18 protein-coding genes are annotated in these 23,356 nt (G+C 73.4%); 6 read left to right on the forward strand and 12 right to left on the reverse strand.

The features are described 5' to 3' along the window. Positions 1–21 precede the first annotated feature (21 nt). The gene (locus C6376_RS34540) at positions 22–3,207 is read right to left on the reverse strand and encodes a putative bifunctional diguanylate cyclase/phosphodiesterase (RefSeq protein WP_367881067.1); all 3,186 of its coding nucleotides are present in this window, start codon (positions 3,205–3,207) and stop codon (positions 22–24) included. 156 nt (positions 3,208–3,363) lie between these two features. Further along, positions 3,364–4,518, reverse strand: coding sequence for a UDP-glucose 4-epimerase GalE (gene galE, locus C6376_RS34545; RefSeq protein ID WP_301554727.1), 1,155 nt, complete (start codon positions 4,516–4,518; stop codon positions 3,364–3,366). Between the two features lie 252 nt (positions 4,519–4,770). On the opposite strand from galE, the gene C6376_RS34550 reads away from it, so the two are divergent. Then, positions 4,771–5,589: a phospholipid scramblase-related protein gene (locus tag C6376_RS34550; RefSeq protein WP_107447004.1), complete on the forward strand. Its 819-nt coding sequence runs from the start codon at positions 4,771–4,773 to the stop codon at positions 5,587–5,589. An 86-nt stretch (positions 5,590–5,675) separates the two neighbouring features. On the opposite strand, the gene C6376_RS34555 is transcribed toward C6376_RS34550, so the two are convergent. Both C6376_RS34555 and C6376_RS34560 read right to left on the reverse strand, forming a co-directional pair. Next, the gene (locus tag C6376_RS34555) at positions 5,676–6,623 is read right to left on the reverse strand and encodes a hypothetical protein (RefSeq protein ID WP_107447005.1); all 948 of its coding nucleotides are present in this window, start codon (positions 6,621–6,623) and stop codon (positions 5,676–5,678) included. Further along, positions 6,620–7,435 (reverse strand): phosphatase PAP2 family protein, encoded by an 816-nt coding sequence (locus C6376_RS34560; protein ID WP_107447006.1) that lies wholly within the window; start codon positions 7,433–7,435, stop codon positions 6,620–6,622. The genes C6376_RS34555 and C6376_RS34560 overlap by 4 nt, the downstream gene beginning before the upstream one ends. 234 nt (positions 7,436–7,669) lie before the next feature. Between C6376_RS34560 and C6376_RS34565 the strand changes: the two genes are divergently transcribed. Then, complete coding sequence (locus tag C6376_RS34565) at positions 7,670–8,359, forward strand: TetR/AcrR family transcriptional regulator (protein WP_254076185.1); 690 nt, start codon at positions 7,670–7,672, stop codon at positions 8,357–8,359. Between the two features lie 132 nt (positions 8,360–8,491). On the opposite strand, the gene C6376_RS34570 is transcribed toward C6376_RS34565, so the two are convergent. Further along, positions 8,492–9,643 (reverse strand): DUF2510 domain-containing protein, encoded by a 1,152-nt coding sequence (locus C6376_RS34570; protein ID WP_107447007.1) that lies wholly within the window; start codon positions 9,641–9,643, stop codon positions 8,492–8,494. Between the two features lie 286 nt (positions 9,644–9,929). Between C6376_RS34570 and C6376_RS34575 the strand changes: the two genes are divergently transcribed. After that, positions 9,930–12,644 carry an AAA family ATPase gene (locus C6376_RS34575; RefSeq protein ID WP_107447008.1) on the forward strand — a complete coding sequence of 905 codons (2,715 nt, stop codon included), beginning with the start codon at positions 9,930–9,932 and terminating at the stop codon, positions 12,642–12,644. A gap of 35 nt (positions 12,645–12,679) precedes the next feature. On the opposite strand, the gene C6376_RS34580 is transcribed toward C6376_RS34575, so the two are convergent. The 5 genes from C6376_RS34580 to pcaH all read right to left on the reverse strand — a co-directional run bounded on the left by C6376_RS34580 (position 12,680) and on the right by pcaH (position 17,536). Beyond that, on the reverse strand, positions 12,680–13,270 hold the full coding sequence (locus C6376_RS34580) for a TetR/AcrR family transcriptional regulator (RefSeq protein WP_107447009.1): 591 nt from the start codon (positions 13,268–13,270) through the stop codon (positions 12,680–12,682). A 407-nt stretch (positions 13,271–13,677) separates the two neighbouring features. Continuing rightward, on the reverse strand, positions 13,678–14,805 hold the full coding sequence (gene pcaD, locus C6376_RS34585) for a 3-oxoadipate enol-lactonase (protein ID WP_107447010.1): 1,128 nt from the start codon (positions 14,803–14,805) through the stop codon (positions 13,678–13,680). Beyond that, entirely contained in the window at positions 14,802–16,154 is a 1,353-nt protein-coding gene (pcaB, locus tag C6376_RS34590; protein WP_107447011.1) for a 3-carboxy-cis,cis-muconate cycloisomerase, read from the reverse strand. The genes pcaD and pcaB overlap by 4 nt, the downstream gene beginning before the upstream one ends. After that, positions 16,151–16,756 (reverse strand): protocatechuate 3,4-dioxygenase subunit alpha, encoded by a 606-nt coding sequence (gene pcaG, locus C6376_RS34595; RefSeq protein WP_107447012.1) that lies wholly within the window; start codon positions 16,754–16,756, stop codon positions 16,151–16,153. Before pcaG ends, pcaB begins: the two co-directional genes overlap by 4 nt. Positions 16,757–16,762: 6 nt before the next feature. After that, entirely contained in the window at positions 16,763–17,536 is a 774-nt protein-coding gene (gene pcaH, locus C6376_RS34600) for a protocatechuate 3,4-dioxygenase subunit beta (RefSeq protein ID WP_107447013.1), read from the reverse strand. A 319-nt stretch (positions 17,537–17,855) separates the two neighbouring features. Between pcaH and C6376_RS34605 the strand changes: the two genes are divergently transcribed. After that, positions 17,856–18,320, forward strand: coding sequence for a MarR family winged helix-turn-helix transcriptional regulator (locus C6376_RS34605; RefSeq protein WP_107447014.1), 465 nt, complete (start codon positions 17,856–17,858; stop codon positions 18,318–18,320). A gap of 110 nt (positions 18,321–18,430) precedes the next feature. On the opposite strand, the gene C6376_RS34610 is transcribed toward C6376_RS34605, so the two are convergent. Then, on the reverse strand, positions 18,431–19,552 hold the full coding sequence (locus C6376_RS34610; RefSeq protein WP_107449359.1) for a DUF3048 domain-containing protein: 1,122 nt from the start codon (positions 19,550–19,552) through the stop codon (positions 18,431–18,433). 177 nt (positions 19,553–19,729) lie between these two features. Here C6376_RS34610 and C6376_RS34615 point away from each other — a divergent pair, with 177 nt between their 5' ends. Further along, a complete protein-coding gene (locus tag C6376_RS34615) occupies positions 19,730–20,920 on the forward strand; it encodes a zinc-dependent alcohol dehydrogenase (protein WP_107447015.1) in 1,191 nt (396 codons plus the stop codon). Positions 20,921–21,031: 111 nt separating this feature from the next. Here the strand turns inward: C6376_RS34615 and C6376_RS34620 are convergent, their stop codons facing one another. After that, the gene (locus tag C6376_RS34620; RefSeq protein ID WP_107447016.1) at positions 21,032–22,108 is read right to left on the reverse strand and encodes an ATP-dependent DNA ligase; all 1,077 of its coding nucleotides are present in this window, start codon (positions 22,106–22,108) and stop codon (positions 21,032–21,034) included. A 119-nt stretch (positions 22,109–22,227) separates the two neighbouring features. Here C6376_RS34620 and ligD point away from each other — a divergent pair, with 119 nt between their 5' ends. Further along, positions 22,228–23,280: a non-homologous end-joining DNA ligase gene (gene ligD / locus C6376_RS34625; RefSeq protein ID WP_107447017.1), complete on the forward strand. Its 1,053-nt coding sequence runs from the start codon at positions 22,228–22,230 to the stop codon at positions 23,278–23,280. Positions 23,281–23,356: the final 76 nt, after the last annotated feature.

The raw sequence follows: 23,356 nt of genomic DNA on the forward strand, positions 1-23,356 counted from the left end.
CGCGGGGTGGGGCGCTTGTGCTCAGCCTGGAGGCGGCGCCCGGTCTCCGTCCTGCCGGCGACACACGGCCTCGCCCTGCTCCACCGTCATCGGCCGCGCATAGAGGTACCCCTGGCCGAACCGGCACCCGATGTCTGCCAGCACCTCCCGCTGTGCCGGCTCCTCGATGCCCTCGGCGATCACCTCGAGGCCGAGTGTGTCGGCGAGGCGGATGATCCCCTCGACCAGCGCCACCTGCCGGCCATCGCGCGTGATGTCGTCGATGAACGTCTTGTCGATCTTGAGTACGTCGACGGGGAACTCCTTGAGGTAGCGCAGCGACGAGAATCCGCTGCCGAAGTCGTCGACCGCGATGCGTACCCCGAGGTCCTTCAGCGCCAGGACGAGCGCGTCGATCTCGGTGTCCCGCTGCATGAGCACCGACTCGGTGATCTCCAGCAGCAGCGTGCCCGGGACGAGACCGGGGGTGGCGAGAGCGCCGCGCACCTCGTCGTAGAACTCCGTGCCGTGCCACTGCCGGGCGGACACGTTGACGCTGACGTACGGCGCCGTCGACCGCCGGGCGCTGCGCTGCAGCCACGCGATGTCGGATGTGGCGTGATCCAGCACCCAGGCGCCCAGAGGGGAGATCTGCCCGCTCTCCTCGGCGAGTGGGATGAACTGGTCCGGCGGGACCAGGCCGTACCGCAGGTGCGGCCAGCGGACCAGGGCCTCGAAGCCGACGACGTCGCCTGCGGTGATGTCCACCACCGGCTGGTAGCGCAGGGTGAACTCCTCTCTGCTGACCGCGTCGTTCAGCCGTGCCTGGAGTTCGTGCCGCTCCACCATGCGCACGCGCTGCTGGGGCCGGAAGCGACGCCACTGGCGCTTCCCGGCGGCCTTGGCCGCGTACAGGGCCAGATCGGCGAGCGCCAGCAGCTCCTCCGCGTCCGTGCTGTCCTTGGCCGTGGCCACACCCACGCTGGCCGAGACGCTCACCGAATCGCTGGCCAGCTGGAAGGGCTGATTGAGCGTCTGGATCACCTGCGCGGCCAGGAGTTCGGCGTCGAGGGGCTGCTTCACGTCCTCCATCAGTACCGCGAACTCGTCGCCGCCCAGCCGGGCGGCGGTGTCGCTGCGGCGCAGCATCCTCGACAGGCGCTCGCCCACGGCGCCCAGGAGCCGGTCGCCGACCGAGTGGCCCAGCGTGTCGTTGACGTTCTTGAAGTTGTCCAGGTCGATGAAGAGCAGACAGGTGACGGCCGGATCCCGGCGGGCGCGCAGCAGTGCGCGCTCGGTCCGCTCCAGCAGCAGGGTCCGGTTGGGCAGCCCGGTCAGGGGGTCGTGGAAGGCCCGTTGGGTGAGTTCGTGCTCCAGCCTGCGCTGTTCGGTGACGTCCCGGAGTGTGACGATCAGGCCGCCCACGGTGATGTCGTGCCGCAGGTCGCGGCATCGCACGTCCACCTCGATGCGGTCCGTGCCCTCGGCGCCCTCGGTGTCGTCCGTGTCCTCCGCTGCCGGGGTCACCCACCAGTTGTCGTGGACTTCCTGTTGCCCCTCGCCGCGCAGAGCCGTCATGGTCCGGTCCACCCGGACCCGGTCCCGGGGGTCCACCAGTTCCCGCAGCCGCGTACCGATCAGCTCGACGCGGCCGAACACGGCACGCGCCGACGGACTGGCGTAGCGGACGGTCGTGTCCTCGTTGACGATGAGGATGACGTCCGAGGCGTTGTGCACCAGGGTGCGGAAGTACGCCTCACTCTCCTTGTGGATGATTTCCTGCCGGAGGGCGAGACGTTCCGTCGCCAGCCCCGCATGCGAGGCGAGGATCCCCAGCGAGTCGCGTATCTCGGTGAGCTGACGCTCGGCTCCCGCCGTCACCAGCACTCCCGAAAGCTCGCCGCCGGCCGGGCGGGCCGGCTGGACCAGGGGGCAGAGCAGCGCCATGGGCAGCCCCCCGAGCCGTTCGGTGATGTCCGGGGCGAGGGCGGCCACCGGGACCATGACGTCGCGGTAGCGGCCGGCGTCGGCGGGCCCGTGCCGGGAGGACGCGGCGCTCTCCGTGACGTCCCGGTGCTCGGTGCCGGTGGAGCCGAGATGCGTGTACAGAGCCTGTGCGTCGCGGCCCGGCAGGAGCATGGTGGCGTGCCGGACGTTCGGCCCGAACAGCGCGCCGACCGTGGTGTCGCAGGCGCGCGCCACGTCCTCCGGCCAGACCGCCGCCACCAGGGAGGCGGACGCCGCGCGCAGCTCCCGTTCCCGCACGACGATCTTGCGATGCGCCACGATCATCATGGCCAGCCGCAGGATCACCAACAGGCACAGCGCGACGGAGAAGGCGGCCACCACCGACGCGTCGTCCGTGTGGCCGACGAGTTCCTGGCGGATCAGGACCGCGGGCGCGATCAGCGCGGCCCCGGTGAGCAGCAGCAGCCGGCGCCAGGGCGGCAACAGGGACGAGGACACGGACCGTGCCGCGGAGACCGGTGCGGTCAGTTCCGCCATCGAGGGGTGCAGTGCGGCCAGCCCGTACGCGGTGCAGAAGACGATCCCCCCTGCTTCCAGGGGCGTGCCGGTCTGCCACCTGCCGTCGGGGTGGAGGATCCCGTAGGCGATGTCGAGGCAGAGCAGGGTGAGGGTGCCCAGGGCGAGCAGTCGTACGGCGCCGTTGCGGCCGGACACGGGGCGGGGGGTGAGCAATCGGACCAGCAGCGCCAGCACCACGATGTCGCCCAGCGGGTAGGCGATGCCGATCGCCCGCTGCAGCCAGGTCAGGTCCCCCGACTCGGCCGAGGGCTCTGCCAGGTAGACCCACACGGGCAGGGCGAGCCCGGCTGCGACGATCAGCGCGTCCAGCAGGCTGGACAGGTCGCGGTCCGCCCGGCGGTGCCGGACGAGGCCGAGGAGCCCCGCGGCGACGAGCGGGTAGACGGCGAGGTAGCAGGCGTCCGACGGCGACGGGAACGGCTGGGAGGCGTGGAAGTACGTCTCCCGCGCGTGGGAGAAGGCGTCGCCCGCGGCGAAGGCCAGCATCCCGGCGGCGAGCAACCGCCACGGCCCGCGGTGCGCGGGCCGGTGGATGCGGACACCGGTGGCGACGGCGACGCCGCCTCCCAGCCCGATGACGGCCCAGAGCGGAGCACGCAGTTCGGGGAAGGTCATGTACAGGGAGGTGGCCACGCCGGCCAGCGCGACATGGGCGGCCATCAGCCGATGAGACAGGAGCAAGAGCAAGCGCCTCCCCTGGGCGGAGGGCACCGGGGGCTGCCGGGGAGCATCAACTTGTGTTCCCTGTACCGAGCATAGGTGCCATGCGCGCCCCCCGCATCTCGTCACGCGGCCTCCCCGGAAGGGGGCGGCGCACGTCACCGACTGCTGTTCGCCCTACGGGTCGTACCACTCCTCCCTCTCCGGCCGCCGTGCGGAGCCCGCGTAGCCACGGGGGTTGAGCCGCTGGAAGTGCCAGGAGTCCCGGCACATGTCGGCGAGGTCCCGCTTGGGGCGCCAGCCCCAGGCGCGCTCCACGGCGGTCGCGTCGGCGACGACTTCGGCGACGTCGCCGGGGCGGCGGGGCACGACCTCGTACGGAACGGGTCGGCCGCTCGCCCGGGAGAACGCGGCGACGACATCGAGGACCGAACTGCCCTTGCCGGCGCCCAGGTTGTACACGTGCATGCCCGGTGCGTCGGCGAGATGGTCGAGCGCGACGCGGTGTGCCTCGACGGTGTCCATGACGTGGAGGTAGTCACGGACCGCGGTGCCGTCCCGCGTGGGGTAGTCGCCGCCGAACACGGGGAGGCGGCTGCGTCGGCCGACGGCCACCTGGGCCATGTGCGGCATCAGGTTGTCCGGTGTGCCGCGGGGGTCCTCGCCGAGCAGTCCGCTGGAGTGGGCGCCGGCCGAGTTGCCGGACCGCAGGCAGAGCACGGTGTATTCCGGGCAGCGGCGGCAGACGTCGGCGAGCAGCTGTTCGCAGATCCACTTGGCGGCCGAGTAGGGATTGGTGGGCCGCGCGGGGGTGGTCTCCGTCAGCGGCCCGCCGCCGGCGTCGCCGTAGACGGAGCAGGACGAGGCGTAGACGAGCTGGTGCACCCCGTGCTCGTGCATGGCCCGCAGCAGGGTGGTGGTGCCGCCGACGATGGAGTCGTAGTACTGGACGGGCATCCGTGTCGACCGGCCCACGGCCTTGTGTGCGGCGAAGTGCAGGACGGCGTCCACGGAGTGCCGGTCGAAGGCGGCCGAGAGGGAGTGGCGATCACGGATGTCCAGTTCGTAGACGGCGCCGACGAAGCGGCCGGCCAGCCGTTCCACGCGGGACAGGACCTGGGGTGTGCTGTTGGAGTAGTCGTCGACCACGATCAACTCATAGCCGTGGTCCAACAGGGCCACGCAGGCGTGGCTGCCGATGAAGCCGGCCCCGCCGGTGACGAGGACCGTGGACGGCGTGGTCCTGCGTACCCGCTCCGCCCGGCCCGTCTCCGGCCGGGTGCCGTCGGTGGTTGCGCCGGGCGGGGGGACGTCACCGTTCGGAGACGACACAGACCGGCGCTTCCTCCCGGAGGGAGCCGAGGGCGGTTCGCTCCACGCCATAGCGGGACGCTCCTGTGTCTTACGAGGTATATATACGTCGTAAATCCAACTGTCCTCCCCCGTGCGTCCCGGAGTCAAGGGTCGTCGGAGCGTCCTGCACGTCTTCGAGGGGCGCCGGCCCCGCGGCTGCGGTGCGTGCGCGACGAACTCCTGATCGCGGGGACTGGTCAGGTCCCGGCGGGGTCGGGATAGTGTGCCCCGGTGACCACGCATTCGAACACACCTGCAGGCTGGTATCCCGATCCGCACGGAGCGGCCCAGACCCTGCGTTACTGGGACGGCGCCCAGTGGACCGAGCAGACCCACGCCGAGGTCAAGGGCGGCCCCGTCCCGCACATACCGCAGCAGGCGGGGCCCGACGCCCGGGTCCAGCGGCAGGTGCAGCAGCAGGCCGGGGTCACGCCGAGCGGTCCCGGCGGCGGCTCCCTGTTCAGCGAGCCGGTGCTGGTGGTGAACCAGAAGGCGAAGCTGATCGAGCTCACCAACGAGTACAAGGTGATGGACCAGCAGGGCAACCAGCTCGGCTCGGTGGTCCAGGTCGGCCAGAGCACACTGCGCAAGATCGTGCGCTTCCTCGCCAGCATCGACCAGTACCTGACCCAACGACTGGAGATCCGCGACGCCCACGGCCGGCCGGTGCTGCTGCTGACCCGGCCGGCGAAGATCTTCAAGTCACGGGTGCTCGTGACCCGTCCCGACGGACAGCCGGTCGGCGAGATCGTCCAGCAGAACGTCTTCGGGAAGATCAACTTCGCGATCAACGCGGACGGCCGGCAGATCGGCGCCATCAAGGCGGAGAACTGGCGGGCGTGGAACTTCGCGATCGTCGACCACGCGGACAACGAGGTCGCCCGGATCACCAAGACCTGGGAAGGCCTCGCCAAGACGATGTTCACCACCGCGGACAACTACGTCCTGCAGATCCACTACCAGTTGCCCGAGCCGCTGTTGAGCCTCGTCGTCGCCACGGCCCTGACCGTGGACACCGCGCTCAAGCAGGACGCCCGCGGTCTGGGCTGACCCGCTCCGCGTGTGCCCGTGTGTTCCCGGCTCACCCCTTACGCGCACGGGTGGCACCTTCCCGGAAGATGCCACCCGTCCTTGCGTCAGAGCGGGGTGAGGTGCTCCGGGCCGGTCGTCGGCCGGGGGAGCAGCGCCGGTTCGGCGGACGCCGTCTCCGGCCTCAGGGCCAGCACCGCCGCCACCGGGTGTTCCTCGTCCGTGACGGCCGCCGGGTGCGGTGCGGCCCGCGACAGCAGCACCACGCCCCGCCCCGCGAGTCCGGCTCCCGCGAGGGCGAGGAGCATCCCCGCGAGCCCGCCCTGGAGCCGTTCGCCGAGGAGCGCGAGGCCGATCGCCGCGGCGGCCACCGGGTTGGCCAGCGTCACCATCGCCAGCGGGGCGCCGAGACCGTCCCGGTAGGCCGTCTGCGACAGCAGCAGTCCGCCCGTCGCGAAGGCCGCGACCAGCAGCGCCACGCCGATCACCTGCAGGCTCGGCAGCGAGCCCGACCGGTCCGTCGCGGCCACCGTCACGGTCTGGGTGAGCGCCGAGGCGACGCCCGAGGCGAAGCCGGACGCGGTCGCGTGCCGCAGCCCCGGGCGGGCGCCGCGGCGGGCCAGCAGCCCGATCAGCGCGGCCGTCGCCCCTGCCACGGCCACCGCCTCCGGCCCGCTCAGGACGTCCTCGGGGGCCGGCCCCGAGGCCGTGACCAGGATCGCGGCCAGCCCGGCCAGGGTGAGGGCGGTGCCCCGCCACTCGGCGGCGTCCACCCGGCGTCCGGCGACCCGCGCACCCATCGGCACCGCCGCCACCAGGGTGAGCGCGCCGAGCGGCTGCACCACGGTGAGCGGCCCGTACTTCAGAGCCACGACGTGCAGCAGGGCGGCGGCGGCGTTGAGCCCCACCGAGCACCACCAGGCCCCGTTGCCGAGCAGGCGGACCAGGCCCGAACCGGGGTGCCGGGAGGCGAGCCGCTCCTGGGCGACCGCGGCGGCCGCGTACGCGACCGCCGAGAACAGGGAGAGGACGACGGCGACCAGGGTGGCGTTCATCGGCCCGCTCCGGCCGGGACCGGCTGCTCGGCCGGGACGAGGGCGCGCGCGTCGGGTCCGCCGGCGGTGGCCGTGGCGGCCGTACCGGCCGTGCGCGGGGGCGCGGGGATCAGCGCCAGCGCCGCACCGAGCAGGACGGCCGCGGCGATCGCGTCGAGCCAGTAGTGGTTCGCCGTGCCCACGATCACCAGCAGGGTGAGCAGCGGGTGCAGCAGCCACAGCCACCGCCACCGTGACCGGGTGGCGACGATCAGGCCGATCGCCACCATCAGCGCCCAGCCGAAGTGCAGCGAGGGCATCGCCGCGAACTGGTTCGAGAGGTGGTCCGTCTGCGGCGGGCCGTAGACGGACGGTCCGTACACGCGCGCGGTGTCCAGCAGGCCCGTCGCCGCCAGCATCCGCGGCGGGGCGAGCGGGAACGCCAGATGCAGCACCAGGGCCGCGGCGGTCATCGCGGCCAGCACCCGCCGCGCCCAGGTGTAGTGCGCCGGGCGGCGCAGGTACAGCCAGACCAGGAAGGCCAGGGTGGCCGGGAAGTGCACGGTCGCGTAGTAGGCGTTCGCGCCTTCGGCCAGGCCGTCGCCGTGCAGTAGAAGGGACTGCACCGTGCCCTCGCCGGGCAGGTGCAGCCACCGCTCGGCGTGCCACACGTCCCGGGCGTCGCGGAACGCCTCGCCGGTGTGACCCGCGGCCAGTTGCCGGCCGAGTTTGTAGACGACGAAGAGACCTGCGACGAGCAGGAGCTCCCGGACTACGGGCGGCCTCGCCGGTGTGACGGGCTCCGCTTCTGCAGGCTCGGTGCGGGCATTCATCCCCCGGCCCCTTCGTTGACGGTGGTGCGTGTGAGGTGGTGCTGCCCGGGCGGCGGCTCGTGCGTGGCACCATCGATACGATGTCGTACCGATACGCCAGTGTACCGATACGGAAGCGTATCGGTACACTGGCGTATCGATTGATGTGCGCCACAATGGAGACCGGGACCGATTCGGGCCCGTACCGCCTTCGGGCGGGCGGCGCCCGAGGCGGAGAAGCCAGGGGGAGAGCAGATGACGTCGCAGGCCGCGGACGGACCGGAGTCGGCCGCCGCCACGCGCCGCTCGAAGATCACGCCCGAGCGGGAACAGGAGTTCTTCGACGCCGTCCTCGACCAGGTCCGTGAATGCGGTTACGAGGCAGTCACCATGGAGGGCGTCGCGGCGAGCACCCGCTGCAGCAAGTCCACGCTCTACCGGCAGTGGAGGACCAAGCCGCAGTTCGTCGTCGCCGCACTGCGCTCCCGCCGGCAGGCCCGGCTCACCGGCATCGACACCGGCTCGCTCGCCGGGGACCTGCGCGAGGCCGCGCGGGCCGTCGGCCGCTGGTCCACCCACGACACCGAGCTGCTCCAGGCCCTCGGCCACGCGGTCACCGGCGACCAGGAGCTCGCCCGCGCGCTGCGGGAGGCGATCGTCGCCCCGGAGATCGACGCGCTCCGGGAGATCCTGCGGCGCGGGGTGGAACGCGGTGAGATCGCCGGCGGCCACCCGGCGCTGGAGTACGTTCCCGCGCAGCTGTTCGGGGTGATCCGGGCCCGTCCGGTCGTCGACGGCGAGTACGCGGACCAGGAGTACCTGCTGCGTTTCGTGGAGGCCGCCGTGCTGCCGGCCCTGGGCCTCGGCTCCGGCGGCGACCTGCCGGCGGACCGCTCCGAGGCCGGCCCGGGATCCCGAGGACCCAGGCCGCCGTCCACGGGATGACCGGACGGCGACCTGTTTCGCGCCGCACCGTGGGGACGGGGGCGGCGCGCACCCCCCGGCCGGGCGGGGCGCCCCTACGAGCGTAGAGGCGCCCCGCCCGGCCGACCGTGTCCCGCGGGCCGGGTCCGGCCGTCAGACGTCCTGTCCGCTGCCACCGCCCGTCGCCACCTTGACGCTCTTGGTGATCGTGTCGATGACGGACACGTCCTGATCGGTGTCGAGGCCGAAGCGGAGCACCACCACCCGCTTGGGGTCCGCGGGCGCCGGGAACGCCAGCGACTCGACGTAGCCGTCCGCGCCCTTGCTCGTCACCACCTTCCAGCGCACCTGGTAGCCCTTCTGCCCGGCCACGGTCACCGCCTTCGAGGCGAGCACCTGGTGCGAGGTGATCGCGCCGTACGTCGTGCCGCCGTACGACGCCTCGGCGCCGGCCGCGATGTCCGCCTTCGCGACCTCCTCGGCCGTGGCGCCCTTGCTCCCCAGCGCCTCGGCGGGCCACGAGGACACGCCCCCCTTGGTGCAGGTCTTGGTGGTGTCGCCCGGGCACGTGTAGGAGGCGTCGGAGACGACCTGGACGCCCACCCGGAGCTGCTGGCCCGACCAGCCCTTCGGGATCGGGATGCTGATGCCGTTGAGCGCGTCGGTCACCGAGCCGCTCTTGATCGTCGGCGGCTCGGTGCCCCCGGGCGAGGGCGACCCTCCGCCCGAGCCGCCCGACCCGCCCCGGCCGCCGTCGCCCTGCCCGTCCGGGTCGCCGGGACCGCCCCGTCCGCCCGGTCCCTGGGCCGTGCCACCGCCGCCCGAGCTGTCGTCCTTGGCCAGCGCGTACACGCCGATCCCGATGCTGGCGAGGACGGCGACAGCGGCCGCCACGGCTATGCCCGTGCGCAGCCCCCGCCGCCGGCCGGCCGCGGGCGCCGCGGGGTACCCCGGGTGGCCGGCGTATCCGGGGCCTCCCGGATACGCCGGACCGCCCACGGGGCCTCCCGGATACGCCGGGCCCCCGGGATACGCGGGGCCACCCGAGTAGGCGGGGCCTGCGGGATACGCCGGGCCCCCGGGGTACGCCGGGCCTGCCGGGTACCCCGGTTGCCCGGCGCCGCCGGGGTGGGCCGCGGGGGTGCCGTCGCCCGCGGTCTGCGCCGGCGGACCCCAAGCGGCGGCCGAGCCCGCGGCGCGGGTCTGGTCCGTCCATGCCTTGCCGTCCCACCAGCGTTCGGTGGCGGGACCGTCATTCGTCTGCCCCGGATCGGGATACCACCCGGGAGGAGTCACCTGCGTCATACCCCCACCGTATGAGGCGTCGGTGAGATCCGGATGAGAGGGAGGACACTCCGTCGGAACCGGCCCCGGCGCCCGGCCGCCCCGATGGCGCGAATTCGACGTCAATTCGGTGCGCGTCATTCGGCGTTGACGTGATCGGAGCACTTTCGCAGGCCCGCCGGGGCCTTCGGCTCCGCGAGCCGTCACCCGTCGAGGCGGGACCTGCGCGGACAGCCCTCCGCGTGAGCCGTCGGAGAGCTACGCTCGACGTCGGTACGTCGTTCGGGCGACTTGGGGAGGTAGCGGGATGACGGAGGTCAGGCCGGCGGCGGCCGCCTCGGCTTCCCTGTGGGAGCGCGACGCGGAGGTCGCCGCCCTCGCGCAGGCGGTGGAGAAGCTCTGCGCCGACCGGTCCTCCACGGGTCACCTGCTGGTGCTCCGCGGCGAGGCCGGATTCGGCAAGACCGCCCTGCTGGCCGAGACCCGCCGCATCGCCGAGGCCCGCGGCTGCGCGGTCTGGTCGGCCCGCGGCGGCGAGACACTGAGGTCCGTCCCCTTCAACATGGTGCGGCAACTGCTGCAGCCGGCACTGATGTCCCTGCACCCGGAGGAGGCCCGCGAGTACCTCGGTGACTGGTTCGGCATCGCCGGTCCCGCCCTCGGCATCGTCGAACCCGGGGAGGGCAACGCCGACCCGCAGGGCGTGTGCGACGGCCTGGTGGCCGCCGTCACCCGGCTCGCCAGGCGGGACTACCCGCTCGTGCTGCTGGTCGACGACGCGCACTGGGCCGACCAGGAATCCCTGCGCTGGCTGGCCGCCTTCGTCGAACGCCTCGACGAACTGCCCGTCCTGATCGTCGTGGCCCGCAGGCCCGGCGACGTGAAGGGCGACGCCGCCCGGCACCTCGACGCCGTCGGCGAGGCCGCGGGACGCGCCGTCACCAGCCTCAGCGCCCTGACCCCGGCCGCGGTCGCCGGCCTGACCCGCGCCACCCTCGGCGACCACGCCGAGGCCTCCTTCTGCCGCGAGGTGTGGGCGGTCACCGACGGCAACCCGTACGAGACGGTCGAACTCCTCGCCAAGGTCCGCGACCGCGAGTTGACGCCGAGTGAGTCCTCGGCCACCGAGCTGCGCGCCCTGAACCGGGCGGCCCGCGGCGGAGGACTCGTCGACCGCCTGGAGAAACTCGGCGTCGACGCCACCAAGTTCGCGATGGCGGCCGCGATCCTCGGCGCCGACATCTCCGTCGCCCAGGCCGCCCGGCTCGCCGGCCTCGGCCGGGACGACGCGGCTCGCTGCGCCGAACTGCTGCGCAACGCCCGCATCCTCACCGAGCCCGACCCCGCCGCCGCCCCGGCCGAGGACGGCGACCTGGAGTTCGTCCACCCGCTGATCGCCTCCGCCGTCTACGACTCCATCCCCGGCGGCCTGCGCACCGCGATGCACGGCATCGCCGCCCAGGTCGTCGCCGACGCCGGAAAGGGCCTCGCGGCCGCCTCCCGGCATCTGCTGAAGGTGCACGCGGAGGGCGACGAGGAACTCGTCGAGCAACTGCGCGAGGCCGCCCGGGAACACCTCGCGGTCGGCGCCCCCGACGCGGCCCGCCGCTGTCTGGAGCGGGCTCTGCGCGAACCGCCCGTGCCGGACGTCCACGCGCGCGTGCTGTACGAACTGGGCTGCGCCACCCTGCTCACCGCACCGGCCAGGACCATCGAGCACCTGCGCAAGGCACTGTCCCTGCCGGGCCTCGACGGCGACGAGCGGGTCGACGCCGTGTACCGCCTCTCCCAGGCGCTGCTGCACAACGACCAGTTGGAGGACGCCGTCCGCACGGTCGAGGCGGAGGCGGCCCGGCACTCACCCGGCCCCGCACGGCTGCGGCTGCAGGCCGTCCAGTTCATGTGGGAGGGCGTGAACGCCGGTGAGCCGACCTCCGCCCGGCGCTCCGAGAAGCTCGCCTTGCTCGCGGCTTCCTGCACCGGCCGCGACAACTCCGAGCGCGCGCTGCTCATCCTGCGCGGCTTCGACCTGATGACCCACGGGGAGAACGCCGAGGAGGTCGTCGAGTTCTGCGACCGCGCCCTCGTCAACGGCCGCCTCGCCCCCGGGCTCGGCTGGACCGACCAGGAGTGGGGCATCGAGCTGCTGATGATGCTGGCCAGCTCCTACGCCTACACCGACCGGCTCGACCGCGCCGACGCCCTTTTCAACGAGGCCCTGCGCGCCTATGTGTCGGCCGGCTGGAGCGGTGGTCACCTCGCCCTGGCGCACGGCTACCTCGGCCTCGGGCTGCGCCGCAGGGGGCGTCTGAAGGAGGCGGAGGAATCGCTCAGGGAGTCCCTGCGCCTCGCCGAACGCGTCGGCCGCGGGCTGCCCCTGTACTGGTCGGCGACCTGCAACCTGGTCGACACGCTGCTGGTGCGCGGCCATACCGACCGGGCCTGGGAGGTGGCCGAACAGTACGGCTTCGCCCCGCCCTATCCGTCGACGATCGTGCTGCCCGACCCCCGGTCGGTGCGCGGCCGGCTGCTGCTGGCCGTCGGCCGGGTCCAGGAGGGCGTCAACGAACTAGAGGAGGCGGAGAAGGCGGCGGCGGCCCGCGGTCACCTCAACCCGGTGACGGTGCCCTGGGCCGTCGACCTGGCCCGGGCCCTCGCCGTGGAGGACCCGGGACGGGCGAGCCGGCTCGCCGCCGAGGCCCGCCGTCAGGCCGAGCGCTTCGGCACCGACACCGCGATAGGCGAGGCCCTGCGCTGCGCGGCCGCCCTGGAGACCGGGCAGCGGGCCGTCCGGCTCGCCCAGCAGGCGGTCACCTACCTGGAACTGTCGCCCTGCCAGTACGAACACGCCGCCGCGCGGGTCGAGTACGGCATCCTCTCCCGCTCGGTCGCCGAACTCGGCCGGGGCCTGACGCTGGCCCGCTCCTGCGGGGCGGACGGCCTGGTGGAGAAGGCGCAGCAGGCCCTGCAGGGGCTCGGCGCACCGCAGGTCGGCCTGGTCCCGAACCAGACCAGGAGATAGGGGGCGGCAGGGCCGGGGCGCTGCGGTCCCGTGCGTCAGGCCGGTCGGCCGAGCGCGTCGGAGATGATCGCTTCGAGCTGCCGTGCCACCCGGTCCAACGGCTCCATGCTGCGCTTGGCGCGGCACATGGCGATGGCGCCCTCGACGGACGCCACGATCAGGGACGCGAGCTCCGGGGCCCGGCCAAAGTCGGCGCCGTGCGTCCGGAGCGCCTGGGTGAGCAGCCGCTCCCACTCCTCGAACGCCTCGGCGGCGGCGATGACGGCCGGCGGGATCTCGTCGGCCGGCGGCTCCTCGACGGAGACGGCCAGCACCGGGCATCCGGCGCGGAACTCGCCGGCGACGACGATGCCGCGCCACAGGGCCAGGAAGGCCCGCAGGCCGGCGACCGGGCCCGCCTCCAGTTCCTTGCGCAGGATGCGGGCGACCGCCCCTCCCGCGTACCGCACGGCCTCGGTGGCCAGCTGCTGCTTGCCCTCGGGGAAGTAGTGGTAGGTCGAGCCGAGCGGCGCCTGGGCGTGTCTGGCCACCTCGCGGATGCTCGCGGCGTTGAGGCCGCGCCTGCTGATGAGGTCGGCCGCACCGGCCACGATGCGATCGCGTGACGGCGCGCTGGATCGAGCCAAGGCCGTGCTCCCTTCCGGCTCCCCTGGATATGACGATCGTCATAGTCTAGCGTGACCGCCGGCCGTGCCGAGCGTTACGGTGCCTGGCCTGCGCTCCTGTGCGCAGTCGGGGGTCTTGGCTATGCCGATGATCCGGCTCACCGGTGTGCGCACGGTGCTGCACGGCACACCGTTCCGCACGGTTTCCCGGCCGAGGGGGGCGCAGGACCGTCCGGCGTGACCTGGCCGCCGTCCTGCCGCGCGGGGGAGAGGGAACGTCTCGAAGCCCGCCCTCGAGCCCGCCGTCGTCCTCCCACCCCGTCCCCTGTCCCCGTCCTCCCGCCTCGTCCCTGTCCCGTCCTCGGCCCGCGTCGGCATCCGGCCGGGGGCGCACCCGGTCCGGCGTCCGGGCCCGCCCGCCGTACGTCTCAACCGGTCGGGTCGTCCTCCTCCGCCAGTACCCGCTGGGCGGTGGCGAAGGCCGAGTTCGCGGCCGGGACCCCGCAGTAGACGGCCGTCTGGAGCAGTACGGCGCCGATCTCCTCGGGGGTGAGCCCGTTGCGGCGGGCCGCCCGGACGTGCATCGCCAGTTCGTCGTAGTGGCCGTGCGCCACCAGCGCGGTCAGGGTGATCATGCTGCGCTCGCGGCGGTCGAGCGTCGGGTCGGTCCAGATCTCCCCCCACGCGTAGCGGGAGATGAAGTCCTGGTAGCGGGCGGTGAACGCGTTCTGCCGGGACTGGGCCCGGTCCACGTGGGCGTCGCCCAGCACCTCGCGCCGCACCTCCATGCCCCGCTTCGCCGGACCGTCCAGATGCGCCCGCAGCACGGTCAGCACGGCCTCGGGGCACTGCGCGGGGGCGAGGTGCGAGGCCCCCGGGAGTTCGACCAGCGTGGCGTCCGGGACCGCGTCCGCGATCTCCCGCAGATGCGCCGGCGGCGTCGCCGGGTCCCGGCGACCGGCGATCAGCAGGGTCCGTACGGCGATCTCCGGCAGCCGCTCGCGCAGATCGAACGCGGCCAGCGCGTCACAGCACGCGGCGTATGCCTCCGGGTCCGCGGCGCGGTGGTCCGCGATCAGCTCCGGCACGGTGAACCCGGGCGTGAACCAGCGGGCGTCCGCGGTCTCGACGAGCCCCGCCAGCCCCTCCGCGCGCACCAGCGCGGCCCGCTCCTCCCATGGCCTCGACCCGTTGAAGTGGGCGGACGAGCAGATCATCGCCAGCGACGACACCCGCTGCGGGTGATGCAGCGCCAGATGCAGGCCCACCGCCCCGCCCAGGGAGACGCCCGCGTACGCGAACCGCTCCAGGCCGAGGGAGTCGGCGAGCGCCAGCACCAGGTCGGCGAGGTCGCCCACGGTGGCTCCGGGACCGATCAGGCCGGGGGCCGAGCCCCCGTGGCCGGGCAGGTCCCAGCGGACCACCCGGTGGGTGGCGGACAGTTCGGGCGCGATCTTGCCCCACACGGCGTACGAGGCGCCCAGGGAGGGGCCGAGCAGCAGCGGGGGACCGCCGGCCGGGCCCTCGGCGCGGTGGTGGAGAAGGTTCTCGGTCAACGTCGCTCCAGCGCACGGTCGGTGAGGGTTCCGGCGGAGCCGGTGTAGCGGGCGGGGTCGGTGAGCTCGCCGAGGTCGCCGAGGCCGGTCCCGGTCACGTCCGGTTCTTCGGCGAGCAGTCGGCCCAGTGGCAGGTTCTCGGCGTAGGCGCGCCCGGCGAGTTCCGTCAGCAGTTCCCTGGCGCGGGCGCGGCCGAGCAGCGCCGACAGCTCGGCCGACAGCCGCTCGGAGACGATCAGTCCGTGGGTGAGCCCGAGGTTGGAGCGCATCGCGTCCGCGTCCACACGCAGCCCCTCGGTGAGTTCCGCCGCGTCGCGGGCGGCTCCGCCGACCAGCCGCAGCAGGTCCCTGAGCGGCTCCCACTCGGCGTGCCAGGCGCCGGCGGGGCGCTCGTCCTGCGCGGCCAGCGCCCCGTACAGCACGGCCGCGAGCTGGGGGGCGCGCCGGGCGGCCGCCGCGATCATCGTCGAGCGCACCGGGTTCGCCTTGTGCGGCATGGCCGAGGATCCGCCCCCGCTGCCCTCGGCCAGCTCGCCGATCTCGGTTCGGGCGAGGGTGAGGACGTCCGCCGCGATCTTGCCGAGCGCACCAGCGGTGAACGCCAGACAGCCGGCGAGGTCGGCGATCGGCGTGCGCAGGGTGTGCCACGGCAACAGGGGTTCCGTCAGGCCGAGTTCATCGGCGAAGGCGGCGGGCAGTGCCGTCGCGTCCGCGGCGCCGTACGCCGTGAAGGCGGCCAGGGTCCCGGCGGCGCCGCCGAGTTGGGCGGGCAGCGAGTCCCGTACGGCCGTCACCCGGTCCCGGGCGTCCAGCACCAGGGAACGCCACCCGGCCGCCTTCAGCCCGAACGTGGTCGGTACGGCGTGCTGGGTCAGCGTCCGCCCCGGCATCGCCGTGTCCCGGTGCGCCGCGGCGAGCCCGGTCAGTGCGCTCCGGGTGCGGTCGAGGTCGGCCAGCACGAGGCCGAGCGTGCGGACGGCGACCAGCATCGCCGCCGTGTCCATGATGTCCTGGCTGGTCGCGCCCCGGTGGACGTACGGGCCGTACCGCTCGCCGACCGCCGCCGTCAGGTCGGCGACCAGCGGGATCACCGGGTTTCCGCCGCCGCGGGCGCGTTCGGCGAGGGAACGCACGTCGAAGCCGCCGCCCTGCGCGGCCGAGGTGACCGCCGCCCCGGCCCCCTCCGGGGCCAGACCCTGAGCCTCCTGGGCGCGGGTGAGCGCGGCCTCCGCGTCGAGCAGCGCGCGCAGCCAGGCCCGGTCGTCGGTGGCGGAGGCGGCGGGGGAGCCCGTCCACCCGGGGGAGAGCAGACCGGTGCCGTACGGGACGTCGGAGGGCGCAGATGTCACCGGAACTCCAGGAAGACCGTCTCGCCTTCGCCCTGAAGGCGGATGTCGAAACGGTAGGTGCCGTGCGGGCCGGCCGTGGCGATCAGCGTGTCGCGCCGTGCCGGGTCAACCCGCCGCAGCAGCGGGTCGGCGGCCAACGCGGCCTCGTCGCCGGGCAGGTAGATCCGGGTGTAGAGGTGGACGAGCAGACCGCGCGCGAACACGCAGGCGCTCAGGTACGGGGCGCTCCGCCCGCGCGCGCCGGGCCGCAGCGTGCGCGCCGACCAGTGGCCGTTCGCGTCCGTCTGGATCCGTCCCCACCCGGTGAACTCCACGCCGTTGCGGCCGAGGAAACCGCCGCTCGACGGGTCGCGCCGCATCGAGCCGTCGACCTGCGGGACGTCGCCCTCGGGGTCCGCGCCCCACAGCTCCACGAACGCGTCCGGCAACGGGTTGCCCGCACCGTCGTACACATGGCCCTGCAGCGCGATGGCGTCGGGGTGGCCGACCGGAGCGATGTCGCCGCCGCCGGGGAACGGCAGCGCGTGGCCGTAGAACGGGCCGACCGTGTGCGACGGCGTGGGCAGCACGCTCTCCGGACGGCTCGTGTCGATCTTCGTCATGGCAGCTCAGCGTCCTTCTTCGATCCAGGTGGCGTGCGGTCCGTCGAGCACGATGTCCCAGTGGTAGCCAAGGGAGAACTCGGGTACCGACAGGCTGTGGTCGTAGGTCGCGACCAGTCGCTGCCGCGCCGCGTCGTCCGTGACCGACTGGATGATCGGGTCGTACGGGAACAGCGGGTCGCTCGGGAAGTACATCTGCGTCACGAGCCGTTGGGTGAACGCCGTGCCGAACAGCGAGAAGTGGATGTGGGCCGGCCGCCACGCGTTGAGGTGCTGACGCCACGGGTAGGGGCCGGGCTGGATCGTGGTGAAGCGGTAGAAACCGGTGTCGTCCGTCAGTGTGCGGCCGACGCCCGTGAAGTTCGGGTCCAGCGGTGCGTCGTGCTGCTCACGCTGATGGGCGTACCGCCCCGCCGAGTTGGCCTGCCAGATCTCCACCAGCTGACCGCGGACCGGATGTCCGTCGCGGTCCAGCAACCGGCCGGAGACCGTGATCCGTTCGCCGACCGGCTCGCCGGTGTGCTGCCGGGTGAGGTCGTTGTCGATCTCCGTGATGTCCCGCTCGCCGAAGGCCGGGGAGGACAGCTCCACCAGCTCCGGGTCCTGCGTCACGTCGATGGTGACCGGCGGCTGCCGCGGATGGCGCAGGACGGACGAGCGGTACGGCGCGTAGTCACGCCGGGGCTGGTGCTCCACGGGAGCGCCGTCGGCCAGCCGCTTCTCGTAGGCGGCGTGCTCGGCCGCGATCTCCAGGTCGATGTCGGCTTGCGTGAGAGTCATGACGTTTCCCGTGTTTCCTGACGTTCGGGGGCGGGAGTGGGGTGCGGCCCCGGCCCACTGCCGATGCGGAGGGTGGCGGCCGCCGCGCTGCCGCCCCGGCGGCCGAGCCGAGTCGAGGGTCAATTAATCAGGGCACTGATTATTCTTCCGAAGGTTTTCTCACGCTGCCATCGGAGGGGATCCTCGTCAAGACCCCAGGCCGGAGGATGAGGAAGGTCGGCCGCACGCGAGATCTGGTCGGGTGAAGGCGGGTATCGTTCAGTGCACCGATGAAATATCGGGACGAAGGCAGACGTCGACTCCATGCAGAGGAGCGCACATGGCAGCGGTGGACCTCACCAGCCACCCCGGGCATCTCGCCCGACGGCTGCAACAGGCGCACTACCTGTTGTGGAACGCGATGGTCTCCGAGGAGATCACCTCCCCGCAGTTCGCGGTGCTGAACGCGCTCGTCGCCGAGCCCGGCCTCGACCAGCGCACGGCGGGGGAGCGGGTGGGGCTCGACCGCTCCACGATCGCCGAGGTGATCAGCCGGCTCATCCGCCGGGGGCTCCTCGACAAGGTCCGCGACCCGCAGGACGGCCGCCGCTTCCTGCTCGGGCTCACCGAGGAAGGGCTGCGCACCCACCGCAGGCTCACCGTGCGCACGGCCCGGATGAACCAGGTCTTCCTCTCGCCGCTGTCGGCCGCGGAACAGACGGTGTTCCTCGAACTCATCCAGCGCGTGTCGGACGCGGCCGAGGGGCTGCGCAATCCGGGGGAGCCGCTGCCCGCCCCGTACTGACCGCCCGGCTCCTGCGTCCCGGTAGGCGGGTCGTTCCGCCCTGCCCGCCCTGCCCGGTCGTCCGCGTCGCGACTCCCGGCGCGCCGCCGTGTCCGGGCCCGGCCCGCCGGTCACGGCGGCGACGCGGGCGCTCGAGCCGGTGCCGCGTTCGGGGCCCGGGGCGCGGAGGAGGCCGAGGACGCGGAGGAGGCCGAGGACGCGTTCGCGAAGACCACCCACACCTGGCCCCGGGCGAAGTCGACCGGGGCGCCGTCGGAGGTGGTGAAGTCGGTGCCCCCGGTCGCCGTGCCGCGCTTCCAGTTCACGTCGTAGGCCCGTCCGTCCCGCAGCACCTGCGCCCTTCCCGAACCCACCGTCTCGGTGTATGGCGTGTTGTTGCCCAGGAAGTCGTGGAAGCGCGACGCGCGCACCTTCACGTACTGCACGACCACCGTGGCCGGCGCCAGGGGCAGTCCGTCGCTCGTCCGGGTCGCCGCGCCGTCCGTCGAGACCAGCCAGCCGGCCCTGCTCGCGGACCAGGTGAAGGTGAAGCGGGCCGCCGGGTAGCGCACGGCCCGCGAGGCCGTCGCGGTGCCGCCCGAGGGCGCGGGCCCGTACCGGAACCCGGTGGTCAGCGCGGCGGCGCCCGGAGCGGAGGGCAGCAGACCGCTCGGGCGCAGGAACAGGTTGTGCGGCGCCGCCCGGTCCGCGCCGCGGAAGTACGCGCCGGACGCGTCGGAGGGCGTGACGGCGTCCAGCGGCGCTCTGTCGATCAGCGGCAGCAGCCTGCCCTGGGCCCCGGAGAACGCGAGCACCGGCTGATGGAACTGGCGCAGCAGCTCCAGGTCGGACTCGCGGGCGCTGCGCACCGGACCCACCGCTTTCGGCAGACGTGTCGCGTACACGGCCATCAGCCGGCTCAGTCCGCCCTCGACCTGCTCCACGTACACGACGTCCGCCGCGTCGAGACCGGTCTGCGGTCGCGCGGCCGGCGCGTTGTCGATCTTCACGGCGAGCACCGGGGCGGCGACCGCGCTCGGACGGTCCCCGCCGGGGCTCGGTTTCTGCGACGCGCTGCGGCCGTCGTCCACCGAAGGTTCCCGGGACGTCGTGCAGCCCGCCGTGAGCGAGACCGCCAGAGCGGCGGCCAGCGCCGGGGCCAGCAGCGCCGCCGCGGCCGGGGAGCGTCCGGCGAGCACCGCGCGCGCCGGACGTCTGGAGCGTTTCGGACGACTCGGATCTCTCGCGCTCATCGTGTCCACCCCGTTCGGTGTCTCGATTGTGCGCTCGCCGGGCGGGAGCGGCCATCCGTGACCGCGAACGGCCGCCGCCGCGGTTCGGGGACCGCGGCACGGGTACCCGGGCGGCAGCCGGGACCGGACCCCCCGGACCCGCCGGGACGGACCGGCCGGCGGAGGGAGCGCGCCGCGATGAAGGCTGTGACCTGGCAGGGCAAGCGGGACGTGCGGGTGGACACCGTGCCCGACCCGACCGTCCAGGAACCGACGGACGCCGTCATCCGCATCACGTCCAGCGGACTGTGCGGCTCCGACCTGCACCTGTACGAGGTGCTCACCCCGTTCATGACCCCTGGCGACATCCTGGGACACGAACCCATGGGCATCGTCGAGGAGGTCGGCGCGGCCGTGCCCGACCTGAAGGCCGGCGACCGGGTCGTGGTGCCCTTCCAGATCGCCTGCGGCAACTGCTGGATGTGCCTGAACTCCCTGCCCACCCAGTGCGAGACCACCCAGGTCACCGGCGAGGGCATGGGCGCCGCCCTGTTCGGCTACACCCGGCTGTACGGCGCGGTACCGGGCGCCCAGGCCGAGTACCTGCGCGTGCCCCAGGCCCAGTTCGGCCCCATCAAGGTGCCCGAGGGCCCGCCCGACGACCGCTTCGTCTACCTCTCCGACGTCCTGCCCACCGCCTGGCAGGCGGTCGAGTACGCGGACGTGCCCGAGGGCGGCAGCGTCGCCGTGCTGGGCCTCGGCCCCATCGGCGACATGGCCTGCCGGGTGGCCCAGGTGCGCGGTGCGGGCCGGGTCTTCGGCGTGGACCTGGTCGGCGACCGGCTGCGCCGGGCCCGCGCGCGGGGCGTGGAGACGTTCGACCTGCGCAGCTTCGACAGCGAGAAGGAACTCGTCGCCGCCATCCGCGACCGGACCGACGGCCGCGGCCCGGACGCCGTGATCGACGCCGTCGGCACCGAGGCGCACGGCAGCGCGGCCGCCCGGATGGTCCAGAACGCCTCCGCCCTGCTGCCGCGGAAACTGAGCGGCCCGCTTGCTGAACGTTTCAGCGTCGACCGGCTCGGCGCCCTGCACACCGCCATCGAGCTGGTGCGCCGCGGCGGCACGCTCTCCCTGGTCGGCGTCTACGGCGGGATGGCCGATCCGCTGCCCATGCTCACCATGTTCGACAAGCAGCTCCAGATCCGCATGGGTCAGGCGAACGTGCGTCGCTGGACCGACCGGATCCTGCCCTGCCTCACCGACGACGACCCGCTCGGCGTCGACGACTTCGCCACTCACCGGATGCCGCTGGCGGAGGCCCCGCACGCGTACGACATGTTCCAGCACAAGCAGGACGGCGCGGTGAAGATCCTGATGACGCCGTAGGCCGTAGGCCGTGGGCCGGCTGTGGCCCGGGTGGCGGTGCGGGTGATCGCCACCGCGGTGGCGGCGCTCGTGGCCGTCGTGCCGCACCGCCCGTGGCGGGTCTCCCCACGGTCAGGTGCGCGGCGGCGCCCCGAGGATCTCCGCCAGGTCGTAGCGCACCGGTTCCTCCAGCTGCGTGTACGTGCAGCTCTCCGGGGTGCGGTCCGGGCGCCAGCGGCGGAACCGCGCCGTGTGCCGGAAACGAGCCCCGTTCTCCATGTGGTCGTACGCCACCTCGACGACCCGCTCGGGCCGAAGGGGCACCCAGGACAGGTCCTTCTTGCCCGACCAGCGGCTCGGCGCCCCGGGCAGCCGGGCGCTCTCGTGCGCCGCCTCGTCCGACCAGGCCGCCCAGGGATGCCCGGCCGCCTCCGCCATCCGCAGCGGCTCCAGCTCCTCGACCAGCTCCGCCCGGCGCTTCATGGTGAAGGCCGCACAGACCCCCACGTGCTGGAGAACGCCCGCGTCGTCGTGCAGGCCCAGCAGCAGCGATCCCACCACGGGCCCGCTCTTGTGGAAGCGGTATCCGGCGACCACCACATCCGCGGTGCGCTCGTGCTTGACCTTGAACATGGCGCGCTCGTTCTGCAGGTATCGCAGGTTCGGCGGCTTGGCGATCACCCCGTCGAGGCCCGCGCCCTCGTACTCCTCGAACCACCGTCGGGCCACCTCGACGTCGGTCGTCGCCGGCGCCAGGTGCACCGGCGCCGTCACTGCGGCCAGCGCCCCGGCCAGCAGCTCACGCCGGCCGCTCTGCGGCACGTCGAGGACGGCGTCGTCGGCCAGCGCCAGCAGGTCGAAGGCGACGAAGGACGACGGCGTCCGTTCGGCGAGCGTGCGCACCCGGGAGTCCGCCGGATGGATGCGCTCCGTCAGTGCGTCGAAGTCGAGCCGTCCCTCCCGGGCGATCACGATTTCGCCGTCCAGTACGCACCGCTTCGGGACCCGCTCCCGCAATGCCTCCACCAGCTCGGGGAAGTACCTGGTCAGGGGCTTTCCGGTGCGGCTGCCCAATTCGATCTCGTCCCCGTCCCGGAAGACGATCGCGCGGAAACCGTCCCACTTCGCCTCGTACTGCATGCCCGGCGGGATCGCCGCCACCGACTTGGCGAGCATCGGCTTCACGGGCGGCATCACGGGCAGATCCATGGTGCGATTCTGCGCGCCGATCGTCCGGAACGCCCGGCGGGCGAGGCCGCCGGGCGGGGGTGCCAGTCGCCGGGTGCGCGCGCATGCGAGTCGCCGGGGGTGTGTCTACCGTGGCTCGCATGGGCGAAGCGGTGGAACTGGAAGCGGCCGGCCGGACGGTGCGCCTGTCCAGCCCGGACAAGGTGTTCTTCCCGGAGCGCGGCTTCACCAAGCTGGACCTCGCCCGCTACTACCAGGCGGTCGCCCCGGGCATCCTGCGTGCCCTGCGCGACCGCCCCACCACCCTGGAGCGCTACCCCGACGGAGTGGGCGGGGAGTCCTTCTTCCAGAAGCGGGCGCCCAAGAACATGCCCGACTGGATCCCGACGGCGCACATCACGTTCCCCAGTGGACGCAGCGCCGACGAGATGTGCCCGACGGAGGAGGCGGCCGTCCTGTGGGCCGCCCAGTACGGCACCCTCACCTTCCATCCGTGGCCGGTGCGCCGCACGGACGTGGACCGCCCCGACGAACTGCGCATCGACCTCGACCCGCAGCCCGGCACCGACTACGCCGACGCCGTCCGCGCCGCCCACGAACTGCGGTCCGTGCTGGACGAGTTCGGCGGTCTGCGCGGCTGGCCCAAGACCTCGGGCGGGCGCGGACTGCATGTCTTCGTGCCGATCGAGCCGCGCTGGACCTTCACCCAGGTCCGGCGTGCCGCCATCGCCGTGGGCCGGGAGATGGAGCGCCGGATGCCGGACCGGGTGACCATCCGCTGGTGGAAGGAGGAACGCGGCGAGCGCATCTTCGTCGACTACAACCAGACGGCCCGCGACCGCACCATCGCCTCCGCCTACTCCGTGCGCCCGCGCCCGCACGCTCCCGTCTCGGCGCCCCTGCGCTGGGAGGAGGTGGGCGAGGCCCACCCCCGCGACTTCGACATCGCGAGCATGCCCGTCCGATACGCCGAACTCGGCGACGTGCACGCAGACATGGACGACCACGCCTTCTCCCTCGACGCCCTCCTCGACCTGGCCCGGCGCGACGAGCACGACCACGGCCTCGGCGACCTGCCGTATCCGCCGGAGTACCCGAAGATGCCGGGCGAGCCGAAGCGGGTGCAGCCCAGCAGGGCGAAGAAGGCGGCGCCCGACGCGGGAGAGCCCCCGGCGGGCGCCACGACTCCCTGATCCGGCCGGCCCGGCCCCGTGCAGGCCCGGTCCGTCGCGGTGCCACCGCCGGACGCGCCGCCGGTGCGGGGTGCGG

Origin of the sequence: Streptomyces sp. P3, assembly GCF_003032475.1 — a bacterium.
Classification (GTDB): Bacteria; Actinomycetota; Actinomycetes; order Streptomycetales; family Streptomycetaceae; genus Streptomyces.

Coding starts and splice junctions, on each gene's coding strand:
- C6376_RS34610 (WP_107449359.1), bottom strand. CDS start 19,552: ATGAGCGCGAGAGATCCGAGTCGTCCGAAACGCTCCAGACGTCCGGCG.
- C6376_RS34575 (WP_107447008.1), top strand. CDS start 9,930: ATGACGGAGGTCAGGCCGGCGGCGGCCGCCTCGGCTTCCCTGTGGGAG.
- pcaH (WP_107447013.1), bottom strand. CDS start 17,536: ATGACTCTCACGCAAGCCGACATCGACCTGGAGATCGCGGCCGAGCAC.
- ligD (WP_107447017.1), top strand. CDS start 22,228: ATGGGCGAAGCGGTGGAACTGGAAGCGGCCGGCCGGACGGTGCGCCTG.
- C6376_RS34570 (WP_107447007.1), bottom strand. CDS start 9,643: ATGACGCAGGTGACTCCTCCCGGGTGGTATCCCGATCCGGGGCAGACG.
- C6376_RS34605 (WP_107447014.1), top strand. CDS start 17,856: ATGGCAGCGGTGGACCTCACCAGCCACCCCGGGCATCTCGCCCGACGG.
- C6376_RS34555 (WP_107447005.1), bottom strand. CDS start 6,623: ATGAACGCCACCCTGGTCGCCGTCGTCCTCTCCCTGTTCTCGGCGGTC.
- C6376_RS34615 (WP_107447015.1), top strand. CDS start 19,730: ATGAAGGCTGTGACCTGGCAGGGCAAGCGGGACGTGCGGGTGGACACC.
- pcaG (WP_107447012.1), bottom strand. CDS start 16,756: ATGACGAAGATCGACACGAGCCGTCCGGAGAGCGTGCTGCCCACGCCG.
- C6376_RS34565 (WP_254076185.1), top strand. CDS start 7,670: ATGACGTCGCAGGCCGCGGACGGACCGGAGTCGGCCGCCGCCACGCGC.
- C6376_RS34560 (WP_107447006.1), bottom strand. CDS start 7,435: ATGAATGCCCGCACCGAGCCTGCAGAAGCGGAGCCCGTCACACCGGCG.
- C6376_RS34620 (WP_107447016.1), bottom strand. CDS start 22,108: ATGGATCTGCCCGTGATGCCGCCCGTGAAGCCGATGCTCGCCAAGTCG.